The organism is Pseudomonas hormoni (assembly GCF_018502625.1).
Lineage (GTDB): Bacteria > Pseudomonadota > Gammaproteobacteria > Pseudomonadales > Pseudomonadaceae > Aquipseudomonas > Aquipseudomonas hormoni.
In genome coordinates this window covers 1,774,591-1,791,504 of the sequence record NZ_CP075566.1, presented here as the reverse complement: position 1 = coordinate 1,791,504, position 16,914 = coordinate 1,774,591, and the positions used below count along the sequence as shown (strand labels likewise).

The 16,914-nt window shown below is 54.7% G+C and carries 17 protein-coding genes and 3 pseudogenes; 10 read left to right on the top strand and 10 right to left on the bottom strand.

From position 1 onward, the window contains the following. Window positions 1-8: 8 nt before the first annotated feature. Window positions 9-283, top strand: a pseudogene (locus KJF94_RS08460) (cation:dicarboxylate symporter family transporter); the annotation flags it as partial. 100 nt (window positions 284-383) lie between these two features. Here the strand turns inward: KJF94_RS08460 and KJF94_RS08455 are convergent. Further along, complete coding sequence (locus KJF94_RS08455; RefSeq protein ID WP_214382570.1) at window positions 384-749, bottom strand: histone-like nucleoid-structuring protein, MvaT/MvaU family; 366 nt, start codon at window positions 747-749, stop codon at window positions 384-386. Between the two features lie 450 nt (window positions 750-1,199). Here KJF94_RS08455 and KJF94_RS08450 point away from each other — a divergent pair, with 450 nt between their 5' ends. Beyond that, complete coding sequence (locus tag KJF94_RS08450; RefSeq protein ID WP_214382568.1) at window positions 1,200-1,529, top strand: hypothetical protein; 330 nt, start codon at window positions 1,200-1,202, stop codon at window positions 1,527-1,529. 222 nt (window positions 1,530-1,751) lie between these two features. On the opposite strand, the gene KJF94_RS08445 is transcribed toward KJF94_RS08450, so the two are convergent. After that, complete coding sequence (locus tag KJF94_RS08445) at window positions 1,752-3,653, bottom strand: potassium transporter Kup (RefSeq protein ID WP_214382566.1); 1,902 nt, start codon at window positions 3,651-3,653, stop codon at window positions 1,752-1,754. A gap of 466 nt (window positions 3,654-4,119) precedes the next feature. On the opposite strand from KJF94_RS08445, the gene KJF94_RS08440 reads away from it, so the two are divergent. From KJF94_RS08440 to KJF94_RS30470, 5 genes and pseudogenes are all read left to right on the top strand, one after another. Continuing rightward, the gene (locus KJF94_RS08440) at window positions 4,120-4,329 is read left to right on the top strand and encodes a hypothetical protein (RefSeq protein WP_214382564.1); all 210 of its coding nucleotides are present in this window, start codon (window positions 4,120-4,122) and stop codon (window positions 4,327-4,329) included. Between the two features lie 89 nt (window positions 4,330-4,418). Continuing rightward, window positions 4,419-4,586 carry a hypothetical protein gene (locus KJF94_RS30075; protein WP_250548237.1) on the top strand — a complete coding sequence of 56 codons (168 nt, stop codon included), beginning with the start codon at window positions 4,419-4,421 and terminating at the stop codon, window positions 4,584-4,586. 531 nt (window positions 4,587-5,117) lie between these two features. After that, window positions 5,118-5,498, top strand: coding sequence for a DUF934 domain-containing protein (locus KJF94_RS30480; protein WP_375379859.1), 381 nt, complete (start codon window positions 5,118-5,120; stop codon window positions 5,496-5,498). A 296-nt stretch (window positions 5,499-5,794) separates the two neighbouring features. Further along, a pseudogene (locus tag KJF94_RS30475) lies at window positions 5,795-6,862 on the top strand (methyl-accepting chemotaxis protein); the annotation flags it as partial. Continuing rightward, a complete protein-coding gene (locus tag KJF94_RS30470) occupies window positions 6,845-7,717 on the top strand; it encodes a methyl-accepting chemotaxis protein (protein ID WP_431768153.1) in 873 nt (290 codons plus the stop codon). The pseudogene KJF94_RS30475 and the gene KJF94_RS30470, both read left to right, overlap by 18 nt. A 385-nt stretch (window positions 7,718-8,102) precedes the next feature. On the opposite strand, the gene chrA is transcribed toward KJF94_RS30470, so the two are convergent. The 7 genes from chrA to KJF94_RS08385 all read right to left on the bottom strand — a co-directional run bounded on the left by chrA (window position 8,103) and on the right by KJF94_RS08385 (window position 13,615). Beyond that, entirely contained in the window at window positions 8,103-9,461 is a 1,359-nt protein-coding gene (gene chrA, locus KJF94_RS08415; RefSeq protein WP_214382562.1) for a chromate efflux transporter, read from the bottom strand. Next, window positions 9,454-10,398 (bottom strand): chromate resistance protein ChrB domain-containing protein, encoded by a 945-nt coding sequence (locus tag KJF94_RS08410; protein WP_214382561.1) that lies wholly within the window; start codon window positions 10,396-10,398, stop codon window positions 9,454-9,456. Before KJF94_RS08410 ends, chrA begins: the two co-directional genes overlap by 8 nt. A gap of 270 nt (window positions 10,399-10,668) precedes the next feature. Then, on the bottom strand, window positions 10,669-11,397 hold the full coding sequence (locus tag KJF94_RS08405) for a metallophosphoesterase family protein (RefSeq protein WP_214382560.1): 729 nt from the start codon (window positions 11,395-11,397) through the stop codon (window positions 10,669-10,671). Between the two features lie 95 nt (window positions 11,398-11,492). Then, a complete protein-coding gene (locus KJF94_RS08400; RefSeq protein ID WP_214382559.1) occupies window positions 11,493-11,870 on the bottom strand; it encodes a hypothetical protein in 378 nt (125 codons plus the stop codon). Window positions 11,871-12,329: 459 nt separating this feature from the next. After that, window positions 12,330-12,710, bottom strand: a complete 381-nt coding sequence (locus tag KJF94_RS08395; RefSeq protein ID WP_214382558.1) for a hypothetical protein — start codon at window positions 12,708-12,710, stop codon at window positions 12,330-12,332. Between the two features lie 42 nt (window positions 12,711-12,752). Next, window positions 12,753-13,175, bottom strand: coding sequence for a hypothetical protein (locus KJF94_RS08390; protein ID WP_214382556.1), 423 nt, complete (start codon window positions 13,173-13,175; stop codon window positions 12,753-12,755). Between the two features lie 41 nt (window positions 13,176-13,216). Further along, window positions 13,217-13,615 (bottom strand): DUF6957 family protein, encoded by a 399-nt coding sequence (locus KJF94_RS08385; RefSeq protein WP_214382554.1) that lies wholly within the window; start codon window positions 13,613-13,615, stop codon window positions 13,217-13,219. Window positions 13,616-13,970: 355 nt separating this feature from the next. On the opposite strand from KJF94_RS08385, the gene KJF94_RS08380 reads away from it, so the two are divergent. After that, entirely contained in the window at window positions 13,971-14,453 is a 483-nt protein-coding gene (locus KJF94_RS08380) for a helix-turn-helix domain-containing protein (protein WP_214382553.1), read from the top strand. Between the two features lie 329 nt (window positions 14,454-14,782). Here the strand turns inward: KJF94_RS08380 and KJF94_RS08375 are convergent. After that, window positions 14,783-15,226, bottom strand: a pseudogene (locus KJF94_RS08375) (nucleotidyltransferase family protein); the annotation flags it as partial. 173 nt (window positions 15,227-15,399) lie between these two features. Between KJF94_RS08375 and KJF94_RS08370 the strand changes: the two are divergent. After that, window positions 15,400-15,906, top strand: a complete 507-nt coding sequence (locus KJF94_RS08370) for a sigma-70 family RNA polymerase sigma factor (RefSeq protein ID WP_214382551.1) — start codon at window positions 15,400-15,402, stop codon at window positions 15,904-15,906. Then, window positions 15,903-16,871, top strand: a complete 969-nt coding sequence (locus KJF94_RS08365; protein ID WP_214382549.1) for a FecR domain-containing protein — start codon at window positions 15,903-15,905, stop codon at window positions 16,869-16,871. The genes KJF94_RS08370 and KJF94_RS08365 overlap by 4 nt, the downstream gene beginning before the upstream one ends. The last annotated feature ends 43 nt before the right edge of the window (window positions 16,872-16,914 follow it).

Here is a 16,914-nt window from a genome sequence, read left to right as displayed (position 1 = left end):
GCACCAGCGCCGTCATGCTGGTGACGTCCAAAGGCGCAGCAGCGGTGTCCGGCGACAGCCTCGTCGTGTTCGCCGCCACGGTGACAGCAATAGGTGTACTACCAATGGAAGGCCTCGCCCTGGCGTATACCGTTTTATGTCCATGGCCATTGCCACCTGCAACACCATCGGAGACAGCGTGGCGACGGTGGTGGTGCGAAGTAGTTGGGGGGAGTTTACCGAACAGACTGCGAAGGCCGAATACAGCCGAGTGTTAGGGCGTAATCCGGAGGCGGCGCTTTAAAGGATCTAAAGTGGTAAACGGAAAGCCGCCACCCTCAGACTGATTAAAAATCGATAACAAAAAAGGCCCTGATGGGCCTTTTCTTGTACTCAAACCACACTCACTTGGTCAGCCAGGACTCGACTTTGTCCGAGCCATATTTTGCTTTCCATTCCTTCAGCGTTCGGTGGTTGCCGCCTTTGGTTTCCACGACTTCGCCGGACTCAGGATTTTTGTAGACCTTCACCTGGCGAGGCTTGCGAGTGCTGCTCTTCGACTCAGCAGCGGGTGCGCGACGACCTGCCTTTGGATCAAGTAGGTTGACGATGTCTTTTAAGCTGAAGCCGTACTTCGCCAATAAGGCACGGAGCGTTGTTTCAAATTCGATTTCAGCCTTCAAGCCCGCGTCACCCTTGAGGGCTTCGAGTGCTTGAAGCTGTTCAGCTAGGTGTTTTTCGAGCTGACGGAACTCTGCGAGCTTGGACATGGGAAATCTCTGCGTGATTGTTATTCTAACGTTACACCAAAAACTCCCATTTGCATGAAGCGAGGTGCGTTTACTTTACTCATTAAGTCGTCTCCGTTGCAGGATTCGCACTTGAGCAAACGTCCATTAATAGACATTTGGCGACGAGCGAAGGTTCGTAATATCGCAATAGAACATTGGTGTGATGGCCCCGCATCTGACTCTGATTTGTGGAACGGAATTGTCAGCGGTGGTGTCGTTTGTATTAGACACCTTGGTGTCGAAATCCCGTTCAGATAAAGAGGTAGTTTTCATGAACAATATCATCTACATCGTTGGGGCAGTGGTAATCGTCCTAGTCATCCTGTCGTTTGTCGGCCTTGTATAGCCTACCCCAGCTGAAACCCATTCTGGTGACGCCGCTAGCGGTTCAGTCCGAGCTAAACCACGGTACTCAGAGGAGTTTCAGACATGTATCCGACGACTCCTGACGGTCGCTACTTTGTGGTCAAAGGACAGCTGTGGCGTTGCACCAACCCATCGTTAAATGAAGATGTGCGACAGCGTCTTGTCGACGAACTCATGGAAGCGCGACGTGAGGTAAAGGCAGCGAAAGCCTCCGGCGATCCTGGGCAGCTAAAGTTGGCCAGGGCGAGCGTCCAAACAGCGAAGGTGGCGCTCGGGGAGCGCGGGCCGGTTTGGTGGGACGATGGGAGTCCTGATTTCAATAGGCATCAGGTGACCGACAGTCCCTACGCAAACTGGTACCGAGCGTTGAGCGCCGAAACCACAAAATCTTGATAGCCGACATGAGATGGAAGAACGAAAGTGATATCAGTTTTCGAGGCTCCTCCTCCGGAGCCATTAGATAACTCGCGTCCAACGAATCTGAGTTTGTGGCTTGCTATCAACGCCTGAATCACCTGAATCGCCTGAATCGCCTGATTTCAACGTCTTGAAGCGCTGAACGAAGAGTTTTGCACGAGCAAATAAAATCGGCCGCGTATGCGGTCTTGGTCGTTTTCACATCTCCACCTGTGTACCTAACTCAATCACCCTATTCAACGGCAATTTGAAATACTTGAGGTTGCTATTGGCATTCTTCAGCAGAAACGCGAACAGGCCCTCTCGCCAGCGCGCCATCCCAATACGCTTGGTTGGGATCACCGTCTCCCGGCTGAGGAAATAAGTCGTGCGCATCGCGCTGAAATCCAGCTCATTCAAATGACAAAGACTTAAGGCTTTGGGAACGTCGGGCTCCTCCATGAAACCGAAGTGGAGGCTGACCCGGAAGAAACCTTCGCCATAAGCTTCAACCTCAAACCGTCGGTCAACAGTCACCCTAGGACTGTCTTCGGACACTACAGTGAGCAATACCACTTGCTCGTGCAGCACCTGGTTGTGTAGCAGATTGTGCAGTAGTGCATGAGGAACAGCATCGGCCCTAGCCGTCAGAAAAACCGCAGTACCCTGCACCCTATGCGGCGGCAGTGAACGGATACTGCTGATAAACAACGGTAGAGGAAGAGCAGTCTCGTCCAGCCGCTCGACGATGATCTTTCGCCCCCTTTTCCAGGTGGTCATCAAAATAAACAGGCCAACACCGGCGATCACCGGGAACGCACCGCCCTGAAAAATCTTCGGAGCATTGGCGGCAAAATACAGACCGTCTACCAGCAAAAATCCGAGCAGCATCGGGATGGCCAGCCAGCGCGGCGTTTTCCAAAGAAGCAGGACGACCGCCGAAGACAGAATGGTCGTGATCAACATGGTGCCCGTCACAGCGACCCCATAGGCAGCGGCCAAGGCACTCGACGACTCGAAGCCGATCACCAGCAGCACAACACCGACCATCAACGCCCAGTTAACCGTGCCGATGTAAATCTGACCCTGCTCTTGGCTGGAGGTGTGCTGGATAAACATCCGAGGGACGTAACCTAGCTGGATGGCCTGGCGCGTCAGGGAGAAAGCACCAGAGATTACTGCTTGAGAAGCGATGATGGTCGCCAGTGTGGAAAGCGCAACCATTGGCAGCAGTGCCCAGCTTGGCGCGAGCAGATAGAACGGATTGCGCACCGCCTCCGGGTTCTCCAGGATCAGGGCGCCTTGGCCAAAATAATTGAGCACCAGCCCCGGCAACACCAGAATGAACCAGGCACGGGAAATCGGTTTGCGACCAAAGTGGCCCATGTCGGCATACAGCGCTTCAGCACCGGTCAATGCCAACACGACGGCGCCCAGAATCGCCACACCCATTCCCGGATGTACCACAAAGAATTGCACAGCCCAAGCAGGGTTAAGCGCTTCCAACACTTCGGGGCGCTGCAAAATACCGTAGATTCCGAGCGCGCCCAGTACCACAAACCACAGCACCATGACCGGGCCAAACAGGATGCCGATGCGTGCTGTGCCGTGTTTTTGTATCAAGAACAGCGCCACCAACACGACCACTGACAGTGGCACAACCCAGTGCTCTATTCCGTCAAACGCCAACTGCAGGCCTTCAACCGCCGAGAGCACCGAAATCGCAGGGGTGATCATGCTGTCCCCGTAAAAAAGTGCCGCTCCAAACAGGCCGAGCAGAACCAGTACTTTGCTCATGTGCGGATAAGGTGCGGCTGCTCGGCGGGCTAACGCGGTCAACGCCATGATGCCGCCCTCACCCTGGTTATTGGCACGCAGGATGAACAGCACGTACTTGATCGAGACGACCCAGATCAGCGACCAAAAAATCAACGACAGAATGCCTAGCACACCGTCGTGGTTCACCTGGACTCCATAGTGGCCGGAAAATACTTCTTTCAGCGTATAGAGGGGGCTGGTGCCAATGTCCCCGTATACCACTCCGACAGCAGCGACGAGCAAGCCCACTCCTGACGTTTTGGATGGAGAGTCTTCGTGTGCAACGGTCGCTGTTTCACTCAAGGGGCGCTTCTCTCAATTATCGGGGAGTTACTGCACGCCATCCTTGGGCAATACATTTTTTCAAGGCCATCTAAAAAGCGAGGCGCATGGACGATCTAAAAAATCGCGGCCAGTATCGTTGCGGGCAAAAACACCTATCGTAAAGAAAGCGTAAAAAAATACGGCAGATACGACCCAATTCCAATCGAACAGTTAGACATCAGGTTGGGTCTGAAGGGAGGTTTTCGTTGCTTTAGATTTACACCGCAAATCTTCTACTTTCCCAGGATCTGGATCATCTGCTGGGTACCGCTTTGTCTTCGTCCGTAAGATGAGATACCTAAGCATTTAGCACAAAGGGCCCTCGCAAGGCCTTTATTTGTACTCAAACCGAATTCACTTGGTCAGCCAAGACTCGACGGTGTCGGAGCCGCGTCCGGCTTCCCATACCTTTTGCTACGCTGAACTCTTTCATGGAGGATTCGCGATGCCAAATTCAGACCTGCTCCCTTCCCTGCTATTCAAGATCAATCAAAACCAACTCGCCCTCGAGGCCGCCATCATGGAGCTCACCCTATGGGTCGAGCAGCGTGGATCGGGTGAGGTTGGAGGCAATGTGCGTGGTGCGCTGGAAACGATCAGCAAGAACGAAGATTTCATCAAAATGACTCTCGCGGTGCTCATGGCACCGGAGTGATCTACCCCATGATCCGTATGCCTACCTAAAGAACGCCTACCGACGCAGCGCGCGAGTGAAATTACCGCGATGACCTCCGAGGAGTGACCATGTACGACTATGCAATTCGCTTCGAGGAAGACAGTGCTCCAGGACTTGCCATTTTCTGCCGCGACCTTCCAGAGCTGAATAGCTATGGCAATGATCGGGAGAGCGCAATTAGCGAATCCCTGGACGCGATCGAGACAACTCTATCCATTTACGTCGATCAACGATGAGTCATACCAGTAGCATCTGCGCCGGAGGCTGGTGAGCACGTAGTCCGCTTGCCAGCGGTAACCGTGGCGAAAATCGCGCTATGGAACGCCATGATGGAGCGAGATATGCGCAAGGCCGACTTGTGCCGGTTGCTCGGGGTGCACCAGGCACAGGGTGATCGTCTAGTGGACTTTTTACACACATCAAAAATTGAATAATTAGAAGCGGCTTTGAAAGCTTTTGACTTGCGCCTCTCGGTAACCGTGCAGCCGTACTGTGCCGAGCGCATGGGATTCCCGAGGCATCGTTAAAGGCAGCCTAAACGCGGGGGCTTTCTATCAGGCACAGAATCATCACTGATCTGATCGACCCTTTAAGTACCTCGAGCGTGTACTGCCAGATGTGTCTATAGATCCTGGGCAATTCAGGTTTCTGGAAAATTAGTGTTGTTGCGTGGCGTGAGCTTTTCCGGGCATCTGATCTGCTTTTTTTAGTCTTTCCTGCCACTTTTTTTTGGCCTACCCGGCGTGCATAGTCGTCGCACCGCGACGATGAGGACGCCTTGCACATATCGCTACGACGAGTACGATCGCGCGCTGGTGCGCGAGCGTGCTGCCCAGTTCCGCGATCAGGTGGAGCGGCGTATCGCTGGTCAACTGAGCGAGGAAGAGTTTCTACCTCTGCGCCTGCAGAGCGGCCTGTACTTGCAAAAGCATGCCTACATGCTGCGCGTTGCGACCCCTTATCTGTTACGTACTCGTCTGGGCTGGCGCGGTGAGCTGCGCGCAGTGGGTGATGCGCTGCGCGACCAGTTAGCGCACATGCGTCAATGTGGTTTCGACGCTTTTGCCGTGCGTGCCGACAATTCGCTGGAAGATGCGCTCAAGGGGCTGGCCGGGCTGAGTGTGCTGTACGGGCGCTCGGCAATCTAGCCACGGCCGCTGTTTCGCCGTGAGCGCCTAAAGGGAGAATAAAGGCCGTGATGAAATCCGATTCGCGCAGAAGACGGAGCTGGAGCTGTCTAGGTTTTTACGAAGCAACGCCGAAGTCGAGCTATTTTGGAACCGCCAAAAAGCAGCTCTCTCAGAAACCTACTTTTTCAACACAATAGGTCGCTAGGTGACGCTGGAAACGAACTGCTTCTGGCCGGTTGCTGCCCTGAGAACAGCCGATAACTGGTCGACGACTGCGTAGACGCTGCAAGCTATTAACCAACAGGAAATTGTATATGAAAAACCTCAGCGTCAAGTTGAAGCTGGCTCTAGGATTTACAACCGTTGTGCTGTTGCTTGTGATCGTCGCTGGCAGTGGAGTCCTTAGCTTGGACTCGCACACTGATCGCGGTGGGAAAGTCAAAACGGTGGCGGAACTTCTCAATCAGGCGAATGATATTCGCTACGCACAGATGGTGTATGAGGCTACCGGTGATTCAGATCAGATTGGCAAGATTGATAGCGCGGTGCGCAAAATTTTGGCCACGGTTGAAAAGCGCAAGGCAAACTTTATCCAGCAAGAAGACGTAAGCCGGCTCGAAAGCATCGCCTTAGCGGCGCAAGAGTATCAGCGCGGTTTTAAGCAGAAGGTGGCGTTGCGCGAAGCCAAGATAGCCAAGCGCGCCAGTTGGGTGGCGGCCGGTAATACGGCTGATGAGGCTGTTACTACCATGGAACGTAGTCTGGCAGGTACGCCGACGGCACCGAAAATTCCGTTAGATAAGACTGAAGCTGGGCTTGCGCTGTACGCGGCCGAACTGGGCAAGCAGAACCGCCTCATGCGCTATTCAATACGTGGCTACTTGATGGACGAGTCGCAAAAGTCATTGGATATTCTGACGGCGCAGTTCGTCCAAGTGCGTGCGGCAGTGAAGCCGCTGGTGGGGCAGCTACCCGGGGCCCAAGCTGCACAACTTGAAACTTTTCAGAGCAACGTCGAACGCTATATCACTCTGGTGCAGGAATTTCCGCAACTGGTCGCCGGCGAAAAGGAAGTTCAGGGACAAATGGCGCAACAATTCGCCAGTTTTTATGAAAATACCGAAGCTATTGTTGAAAATCAAAACCTGAAAAGCATCAGCGAAGCGTCTACCAGCAAGCTGAGAATGATCGCCTTGACGGTGCTCGGCTTTGCCTTGGCCGCCTTAATTGCTTGGCTGATCGTCCGTCAGGTTACCCGCCCGTTGCAGGAGGCCTTGCAAATCGCCGAGCGCATAGGCGGCGGCGACATGACCGAGCACCATTTTGAGCCGCGCAATGACGAGTTCGGGTTACTGCTTCGCGCCATGGACAAGACCCGTCGTAACTTGCGTGAGCTGCTGTCGCATGTCAACGGTATCACCATCCAGCTCGCCTCGGCGGCGGAGCAACTTTCAGCAGTTACCAAGCAGACCAGCGCCGGGGTGACTAACCAGCGGCTGGAGACAGATCAAGTCGCCACTGCAATGAATGAGATGGCGGCAACCGTCCATGAGGTCGCACAGAACGCTCAAGAGGCCTCGGTTGCAGCGCAGAGCGCAGACAAACAGGCAGTCCAAGGGAACGCCGCCATTCAGCGGGCACTGATCCAGATTGATAAACTCTCCGAAGAAGTCAGCCGCTCCGCCGACGCAGTTGCCCACCTTAACAAAGAGAGTGTAGGTATCAGCACTGTGCTGACCGTCATCAATGGCATCGCCGAGCAGACGAATCTGCTCGCGCTCAACGCTGCCATCGAGGCTGCTCGCGCCGGTGAAGCTGGGCGCGGCTTTGCGGTGGTTGCTGATGAAGTCCGTGGTTTAGCGCAGCGCACCCAGCAATCTACCCGTCAGATTGAAGAACTGATCAGTAACTTGCAGGCGGGTGCACAGAACGCCGCGAACATGATGAGTGCCAGTAGCACGCTGGTTGATGAAACAGTGAACCGTGCCCATGAAGTGCAGACCGAGCTGGCAGCTATCACTCAAACTGTGTCCCTTATCCAAGCCATGAACATGCAAATCGCCACCGCGGCGGAAGAGCAGAGTGCAGTGGCCGAGGAGATTAACCGTAGCGTATTGAATGTGCGCGATGTTGCGGAGCAGTCTGCGGCGGCATCCGAAGAAACAGCAGCCTCCACGATGGAGCTGGCACGGCTGGGCAATGAACTGCAGCAGCAGGTCGGACGTTTCAAGGTTTAAGCAAGCATACGCGGGCTCATCTCGTTACTCCCCCAGTCGAGCGTTCTTGCAGGGAAATGTGCGGCGCCCATCCGGAACTTCAGCGTACGGAACGTGTGAGCCCAACGTTCAAGACGGCGACTGGACTGGACTGGATATGATTGAATCGTCCCTAGTTTCGTCGACACTCGATGGCTGCTTTTGGCCCAGAGTGTGTAAAAACGCATGAGGGCCGTGTCGGTGCGAAGAGCCAACGGCCGTTCGCTGAGTGATTTCGCTTAGGGCACCATAGTTGATCAGTATCGCATCGGAGCCCTTCAGCAAGCTTCTACAGCTATCTAGCTCTATAGGCTGGGTGATCTGGCGGGCCCGGTGTCCGCCAAAGACTGTTATCTAACTCATGCTTTTACCGCAACAGATGCACTACCAAGCCGACGAGTCCGCAGGCCATCAGCACCTGAATAACGCCCGGTTTGAAGCGAAACAAGGCAACTGCCGCCGCCATGGCGATCAGTGCAGAGGGCCAGTCCAGGTTGCCGCTGAAGCCTTTCGGCCAAAGCACGTGATAGCCGAAGAAACACGCCAGATTGAGGATTACCCCAACTACGGCGGCGGTGATGGCGGTAAGCGGTGCCGTGAACTTGAGTTCGTTGTGAGTCGACTCCACCAGCGGGCCACCCGCGAGGATGAACAGGAACGAGGGCAGGAAGGTGAACCAGGTCACCAGGGAGGCGGCCACAGCCCCAGCCAAAAACATTTGATCTGCACCGAACACCTGCGAAACATAAGCTCCGACAAAGCCGACGAAGGCCACCACCATGATCAACGGCCCAGGTGTGGTTTCCCCAAGAGCCAACCCGTCGATCATCTGTGTAGGGGTTAGCCAACCATAGTGACCAACCGCGCCTTGGTAGACATAGGGGAGCACGGCGTAGGCCCCGCCAAAGGTCAGCAAGGCGGCCTTGGTAAAGAACCAGCCCATCTGGGTGAAGGTGCCTTCCCAGCCAAAGAGGACGGTCAAAATCCCCATCGGCAATGCCCATAGCGCGGCGCCAATCAGTGCGAGCCATGCCAACTTCAACCAGCTGAACCGGGCATGCTCCGGGGACGGAGTGTCGTCATCGATCAAGGCCGGGCCGAAGGATTTTTTGGCGGCGCTATGGCCCCCGGGTCTGAATTTCTCGGGTGCCAGGCGTCCACCGACATAACCGATCAATGCGGCACCCAGAACGATCAACGGGAACGGAACATTGAATGCGAAGATTGCGGTGAATGAAGCTGCCGCTATCGCCCATAGCCAATTGTTCTTCAATGCCCGAGAGCCGATTCGATGGGCCGCCTGCACTACGATTGCGGTCACGGCAGGCTTGATGCCATAAAAGAGCCCAGCCACCACAGGAACTTCGCCGAAGGCGATGTACATCCACGACAAAGCGATCAGGATGAACAAAGAGGGCAGCACAAACAGCACGCCAGCAATCACCCCGCCCCAGGTTCGATGCATCAGCCAGCCGATATAAGTTGCCAACTGCTGAGCCTCTGGCCCAGGGAGCAACATGCAGTAATTGAGGGCATGCAGGAATCTGCGCTCGGATATCCAGCGCCGCCGCTCCACCAATTCCTGGTGCATGATCGAGATCTGACCCGCAGGCCCGCCGAAGCTGATGAAGCCGAGCTTCAACCAGAACCAGAACGCCTCACGCAGACTGATCGCTTCCGGCCTCGACAGCTCTTCTTCAACCATGGGTGCCAATACCTTACTCATTGGGTTGTTCCTCTTTCACAAACCCGGCGAGCAGACCGTCGAAAATGGCACTCGCAGCAGCCAGCAAATGGTCGTCGTTGGTAATGGTTTCGCGCAGTCCTGCCAGTACGCGCTCGACGCCGGCAGCCTCCACCGGCTGAATTCCTCCAACATCGAGGTAATGCACCAGGGCCGCGATACGGTTAAGGCCGGGCTCTTGAAGTTCAAAGCTGGCTTGTAAAGTTTCAAAGGTGACCCGGTTGCCCAAATGACTGAAGGTTGCCTCATCGAAGTCAAAGCCCAGTGCATCCACCGGACAATCTTGTGGTGTGTTCAGCCAAAGAATCTGAGCCAGCGGGTCAATGAAGCGGCGAATCAGCCATGCACATGCCAGCCGGTCGACCCAGGGACGCTTGCGCGTTGCCCAAACACGACTCTGATAATCGCCAAGTTTGAGTGGTGTGATTGGTTGATTGCGGCTGTGTGGCTCATCTGGAGATAGGGCCCTGCTGACCGCCGTCTCTAGCTCCTGCAAAGCCGAGTCGATCTGCTGTTTCGGCCTGCCTGGAAAGTAATCGATGCCGGTCAGCTGATCGTAGGCTTTACGCAGCTTGCGAATCTGCTTGGTGGTGGGCAGTGCATTCTCAGCCGTGAGTTGACCCCGGCATTCCTCGATCTCGGTGCGCAGTTTGCTGTAGTCATCGCTACGGTCGAACAGCTCGATAAAGCGCTCACCGCTGGGATCGACCACGGGAAGGACGTAAGCAGTTCCGTTGATCGCCAGGATGTCGCGCTCGACGGAACCTAACGCTTCACGACAGGCGCCGGTATCAGGCAACAGATAGGCACCATCTCGCAACACCGCTGCACCTGATGCTTTCAGGGCACGCCAGGCACGCATTCGTTCAGTTGCATTGGCAGTGGGAAGGCCAAGAATCAGAGCAAGCCAGTATTTCATGTAGAGACAGCTATTTATTTTGTAGGTCTTGCGACTCTATTCCTGTTTTTTCCAGTTGAGAAGTCGGTCTCCAGCTAATTTTAGAGGTACTCACTTGGACGCTATGACCCCAGGCTGGGGAATGAAGCGCGAGATGCTTAGATCCAGCTACGTAACCCGGCTCGATCAGCTTTGCACTGTCAAATGCCAATAGGGGCTATATGCTGGGCTTTTGAGTCAGGATGCTGAGAAAATTCCGTCCGCTGAGAACTATCTCTGCACGGCTTCTCTTCAAATCTCAATCAAGAAATTAGGATCGAAGCCAGTACTTTGATTCGGGTATCCCCGTGGATTAGAAACAACGCGGCACCCACCCTTTAAGAAATCCGCTGCGACATGGGTATGTCCGTAGACCCAAAGATCGGCCTTACCCAATAGCTCCGGCCAATCATTCGCATAGGCTGCGACCAAGTGTTCGGGCAGCTCATCACCGACGTGCTCCAAGGTTGGCGCGTGGTGCGTAACCACTACGGTTTTGCCGTCGAATGGCTTATCCAGTTGTTCAGAAAGCCAGGCATAGGCTGCCTTGGATTTAGCAATCAGATCATCAGGGCGAAGCCGCCGGTAACTCGCATCTGTTCTGATCACAGTGAAATCGTTCATCCACTCCCAGGCGATGCGTTTCGCCGCAACGACATCTCCAGTCGACGAGTAATCTGTCCACGCTGTAGTGACCAAAAACCGAGTTTGATCCAGGATCAGGACTTCATTTTCGAGCACGTGAATATTCGGCGCTGCCGCTTCCTTCATTTTGCGCAGCGTGTGATGAAGGTGCCCACCGTAGTACTCGTGATTTCCGCACACGTAGATCACAGGGCACTGAAATACTTCGTTCGCCCACTTCACTCCGCGCGATTTCAGATCGATGTCACCGGCGAGGATGACTACATCAGCTTCGCTTGGGGCAGGATCGAATCGAGCGAATTCGGTGTGTAGATCTGAATAAATTTGAAGCTTCATTGGATTACCCGCCCTGAGCAGTGCTTTGCGAATTTTTAAACTGGTGCATTAGCGGTCTGCTGTTTCATCGGGTCGATGGCTTGCATCCGATCACTTCATTTGCAGTCGTTAGAAGGTGACCAATGGATGTGCTCAATGCATCGTACGCTCAGCCAACGCCCCTCTCCTAAAATCCCGGCCTGCCCACAAACTTCGCAAGTCGAGAGTGACCGTTCTTCTGCAGCGGCAACCACCCCACGGCACGCCGTATCACCGCCAGAAAAATAGAAGCGCAACCCACCAAACTTTTCCTTCACTTGGAGCACCTTCGCCTGAGGAACATCAGGATGAGAATCCAGGTGAATTTGCAAAGTGCGGCACAGTTCATCAATCAGATTTAACCATCCGGGCAAGCATGCAATTTCCCGAAGATGAGTATTGGTAAATAGCTCTGGATAGCGCCCCCGTAAAATGAGCAATAGGTCATCCGTCATATGATTCCAATCCCCCACTTTCTGTATTAGCGCTCGCCGCTAGTGCCGGGGCAGCAGACAAGCTTGCGCGCCTCGTTGACGCACACTCATCAAGGACGACTTTCGATAACAGGTCTGCAACCTGCAACCTGCAATCGCCTCTTCGCGCTAGCGCCTAGCTTTACCGTGTCCTCTTCAACCAGTGAACAATTGCCTGGGCTAATCAGTGCATCGTAGGTTCACCAGCACCCCATATCGGCGGATGCTCAACAATATCGATGGTCATCGTCAGCTCAAATTGCATACGAGCGAAAACAGTACCGAGGTTCGGATAAGATCCCGACTCCCGTAGGGCTGTTACTAGCTGAAGCAGCTCTTTGCCACTAGCCAGGGACATTTGAACATTGCAATACACGGTATCGTCGTCTTCCCGAGCCATATCAAATCCAGATTCCCATGCTGCATTGGCGTGCCCTGTGCTCACTGAACAGTTGGTGACACAGGAGACCCATTCGTAGAGGGTTGCATGAAAGCTCTGAAACTTGGCCGCCCTACCCCTTTCATGAAGGAAGCGACCAAATATCGCGAATTCATGGTCGTCAACACCCAGAACTTCCCCTCCTTTTTTGCATAGCGAATGCTGGATGTGCGCATCAAATGTCCATCCGCGAAACGCCCAAAACGATCCACCTTGGTATGGCCAAAAACCACACCAACAGCCACGCCATTTGATACGAAGACATCGCTCAAGCATGCAGTGATGGGCGCGTCATAGACGTATTCACTTGCACGAACGATCCGACGTAGCTGAAAATCCGTAAGACGCTTTGAGTGAAGATCGACTTCGTGGATGTCGCTCATTAATTTTCTCCGCAGTAATCGCCCAGCGATGGAGTAAAAACGTCAGTAAATTTTTCTGACGTTAGTTAACGACTCCGGCTTGAAGGAGCGATCGTGAGTGTTTGTGTAGATCTTGCCGCTCTCAACCTCAAGCACGCATATCACGCAGCCATTACGGTCATGGCCGATGGAAATCGCCTTGATTATTTCCATTTGCCAACTTTTACCGCCATTCATCCAAGAGGGTGTCAACGCTTGGATTTCTGTAATGACAAAGTCTTCGTTCTGCAAGTTGAGAGCCTCGAGCAGACGTGTCTCGTCATTCAGCATATCAATCATGTTTATGAATCGACCGTCGAGCCGCTTTTTTACGCATACGTGATACCAGTGGATGTTCAAGGCACGCGAAATGCCGTGCCAGTGCGCGAGCCCCTCCCCGAACATTCCCGGTTTACCTTCAATGTCTTCGATTTTGGTTCTGAACATTCTTGTCTCAGTTGGAAATCATTGCCTGGGCAATGCGTCATCTAAAAAAAAGAAAAGATAGTTTCGAGCCTTGCAGATTTTTCATGGCCGGGCCCTACCAATACATAAACGGTGTTCCAGGTTTCAAAAAGGAAGCCGTCCTGAAACGAAATCGCCATCGTGGAACGTACCCAGTCGCCAACATCAAAACGGCGCTGGCTGTCGAAGCGCACATTGTGAGCAAACAAAACCAGCGGTAACTTTCCTGCTGCGTCGATTTTTTGTAGCTCGTCGTCAGTGACGTCAACCTTGAAGATTGTCCAATCTTCTACAAGGCAGTAAGGCTTTCGAGGGAAGAGAGCCTTAACCAGTTCGATGAGAATCTCGTCGTCGTCAGTCGATCCTTGACGAGGGGTGCCAGGGTCTCTGAGGAGCTCGCTGTTAGTTGATGATTCGGTCACTGTGCATCCTCACTGGTGTGGCAATACAAATAAATTGTTCGAGCGAAAGCCATCCCCTTAAATGGAGCGCATTCCTTCTTTTGAAACCCGTACCTTTAGGTGGAGCCCGTCCCCTCAAGTGGCTTCTCTCCCTCTACGTGAGACCTGTCAGTCCATCCCCTCAGATGAAAGCCCAAGCAGTCTCCGAGTTGAATGTCCGGGCTGCATGTCCAAGTCGCATCAAACCTAGGTTCAACGGGAGAAAAGCGTCCATTTCTAATGTGGCACTCCCAGAAAGTCCCAACTGTTTCAATATATAGATTTGAGTGGGAAGTAGCAAACAGTCATACCGTTCGGTTTACGGAGGACTGATCACATGTCATTACGGATGGCGTACGCGGCAATGCTGCAATTCGTTCGAACGCGTCGTGGATTGTTACAGCAGGACATCGCAGTACGAGTGGCGCATTCGCACATCAGCCAACTCGAAGCCGTCAAAACATCCGCCTCGTTGGAGGTTCATCAAGATCTAGCCGCAGCGTTGAGTCTCAATCCCGTGACCTTCCTTGCCCTTGTTCAAGCGTCGTACGAACACAAATCAGCACGCGAAATCCTGCAGACCGCCCTCCAAGAACTTGAGGAATTGGCGCTTCTAGACGAACTGCTCCCCGATAAACCAAAGAAGCTGAAGTCGCCCCAAATGGAAGATTCAGAGAGAAAGCGGGAGGCTGTTCTGAAGTTGAAAAACGAAGGGTATAAGCAGGTTGAGGTGGTGAAAATGCTGGGGATGCCGAAGTCGACTGTGGGTCGGTTTTGGTATGCGGATGAGACTGGCGCCAATGCCGGTGACAGTGAGTAGCGGGTAGCGGGTAGCGGGTAGCGGGTAGCGGGTAGCGGGTAGCGGGTATATTCGCTCGGCGGCACCAGCTTGCAACACGATCCTTTAGCACGTTTGAGGCAGGCATGCCCTCCTGCCCTACAGCTAGCCCTCTGCCAATCAATCGACCAGTACTCCAGTGCCGGGCCAAAAAAAAGGCTCCCGGGGTATGCCATAGATAGAGGTGAATCAGGAACACCAAGGCAAGAGCAATTCCAAGCAAAAGCGGGCTTTAACTGCTTTAAAGGCAGGTGCAAGAGCATGTCAAAGACTAAGGTCTTTGACACCAAAGAGGGGGGTGTCTAGAAAACGCTCAAACCGTTAGGCGCATACACCTCGCCGCTCACCACATCAAGGCCGATGCACGTCCCTGCAATCAGGTACCGATCGATGCCATCCTTTGTCGAATGCAGCTGCGGATACTCCTGGCCAAATCGCTGTTTGTACCAACGATGAACCCGTGCCTGGTTCTTGATTTCGATCGTCGCGTCGAGGTCGTGAAAGAGCGCTCGCGCCGCCAGGATGACGTCGTTTTCGGCGTCCCAGGATTCGTCTTCATCAAAGTAGAACACGTCGTAATCCTTGATGCCCCACGCGGCAGGCCGGCCGGCCTGATGATTCCACACCGCCTGAAACAGGCAGCCCGCCGTCAGCATGCACTGGCTCAGCCCGAGTGCAGGCAAGCGCCGGACAATCTTGGCGTTGGCCGGGTTGGTCATCGCGATTTCGATCAGTGTTTTGGCGGTCAATGTCATGTGGGCTCCGTGCACGATCTCAAATCCTTGAGGGCAGACGATACATCAAGAGGCGCTGGCGGGCATTGAGACAACCTCCTCCCGTTTCAATCGGCGAACGCAGAGATTGCAGTGTCGATCTTGCCACAGGTAGTATTGAGAACGATTCACACTAACATCTGGAAAGCCAACCGGTGCAATCTCCTCCAACCAGCAAGCTGGGCTTCTTTTTCAGCGACCATCATCGCTGGCTGCTGCAGCATATCCAGCGGCGCCTGCGCAATCACGCGGACGCCGAGGACACCGCCGCCGATACGTTTTGCCAGATGCTGACGGCCCGGGTAGACCCGGACAGCATCGAACAACCTCGCGCTTACCTCTCGACCATTGCCCGACGACTGATCTTTGACCGTCATCGCCGGCGCAAGCTGGAACTGGCCTACCTCGAACGCCTGTCCACGCTGCCCGAAGCGTTCGCGCCCTCCCCTGAAGAACAGTTGCAACTGATCGAAGCCCTGGTTGCCATCGACCGAGCGCTCGACGGCTTGCCAATGGTCGTCAAGGCCACGTTCCTCTACAGCCAGCTGGACGGTCTGAGCTACGTGGCGATTGCGCAAAAACTGGGGCTGTCGGAGCGTACGGTCAGCCGCTACATGAAACAGGCATTGTGTCAGTGCTATCTGAGCGAGTCGGCGCCATGAGCACGCCGCGCCTCGATCCGGTCAGCGAGCAGGCCATTGACTGGATGGTGAGCCTTCGTGCCGGCAAGCCCGATGCCGCATTGCAAGAACGGTTCAACGCATGGCTGGCGATGGATCCCGCACACGCCCGGGCCTGGGCCACATTGCAGGAGCGTCTCGGAGCGTCCTTCAACACGATTCGTGCCCTGGATCGACGCCTGCCCGGTCAGGCCGACGAAGCGCGGCAACTGCTGCTGCAGCCTCACGGTTCACGCCGCGATGCGCTCCGCGTGATCGCGGGCCTCGGCCTGCTGGGTGGCGGTGCGTGGCTGGGTATTCGCAGCCCGTTGGGTGACTCGCTGTTGGCGGATCTGCACACCGGTCGCGGCCAGCGTCAGGACTTCACGCTGGCCGACGGCAGCCGCCTGAGCCTGAATGCCAACAGCGCGGTGGATCTGCGCTTCGATGACAAGCAAAGGCTGGTGATTCTGCGCCACGGCGAACTGGTGATTCAGGTCGCAGCCGACCCCCAGCGTCCGCTGCGCGTGCGCACCGCCCAGGGGGAAATACGTGCACTGGGCACCCGATTCCTGGTGGCTCAGGAACACGACGCGACTCGCGTCGTGGTGCTGCAGCATTCGGTCGAAGCCCGTCTGTTCAATGGCACGACGCTTGCCCTTCAAGAAGGTCAATCGGCCTTGCTGCATGAAGGGAAAATTGCACCGTTCGCCGGCGATCAGCGTTATCGCGCCGACTGGCTCAGCGGAAGATTGAATGTGCTGGATGATCCACTGGAACACGTCGTCGACGCGCTACGCCCTTACAGCCGGGGCTTTGTCCGCGTGGCGCCCGACGTTCGCGGCTTGCGCGTCCAGGGCGTATTCCCGTTGAACGATCCGGATCGGGTGTTCACGGCACTGGCGGAAACCCTGCCGATTCGCGTGGAGCGCTACAGCCCATGGTTGACGCTGATTCGTGCGAAATAGCCCCGCCGGAAGGTTTTTTTTGCAAATCGCTCTCATTCGTGTC

Excerpts from the sequence above, each read along its gene's own strand:
- KJF94_RS30075 (WP_250548237.1), top strand. The coding sequence starts at position 4,419 with ATGTACGACTATGCAATTCGCTTCGAGGAAGACAGTGCTCCAGGACTT.
- chrA (WP_214382562.1), bottom strand. The coding sequence starts at position 9,461 with ATGAGTAAGGTATTGGCACCCATGGTTGAAGAAGAGCTGTCGAGGCCG.
- KJF94_RS08390 (WP_214382556.1), bottom strand. The coding sequence starts at position 13,175 with ATGTTCAGAACCAAAATCGAAGACATTGAAGGTAAACCGGGAATGTTC.
- KJF94_RS08440 (WP_214382564.1), top strand. The coding sequence starts at position 4,120 with ATGCCAAATTCAGACCTGCTCCCTTCCCTGCTATTCAAGATCAATCAA.
- KJF94_RS08450 (WP_214382568.1), top strand. The coding sequence starts at position 1,200 with ATGTATCCGACGACTCCTGACGGTCGCTACTTTGTGGTCAAAGGACAG.
- KJF94_RS08365 (WP_214382549.1), top strand. The coding sequence starts at position 15,903 with ATGAGCACGCCGCGCCTCGATCCGGTCAGCGAGCAGGCCATTGACTGG.
- KJF94_RS08410 (WP_214382561.1), bottom strand. The coding sequence starts at position 10,398 with ATGAAATACTGGCTTGCTCTGATTCTTGGCCTTCCCACTGCCAATGCA.
- KJF94_RS08400 (WP_214382559.1), bottom strand. The coding sequence starts at position 11,870 with ATGACGGATGACCTATTGCTCATTTTACGGGGGCGCTATCCAGAGCTA.
- KJF94_RS30470 (WP_431768153.1), top strand. The coding sequence starts at position 6,845 with ATGGACAAGACCCGTCGTAACTTGCGTGAGCTGCTGTCGCATGTCAAC.
- KJF94_RS30480 (WP_375379859.1), top strand. The coding sequence starts at position 5,118 with ATGAGGACGCCTTGCACATATCGCTACGACGAGTACGATCGCGCGCTG.
- KJF94_RS08395 (WP_214382558.1), bottom strand. The coding sequence starts at position 12,710 with ATGAGCGACATCCACGAAGTCGATCTTCACTCAAAGCGTCTTACGGAT.
- KJF94_RS08380 (WP_214382553.1), top strand. The coding sequence starts at position 13,971 with ATGTCATTACGGATGGCGTACGCGGCAATGCTGCAATTCGTTCGAACG.
- KJF94_RS08405 (WP_214382560.1), bottom strand. The coding sequence starts at position 11,397 with ATGAAGCTTCAAATTTATTCAGATCTACACACCGAATTCGCTCGATTC.
- KJF94_RS08455 (WP_214382570.1), bottom strand. The coding sequence starts at position 749 with ATGTCCAAGCTCGCAGAGTTCCGTCAGCTCGAAAAACACCTAGCTGAA.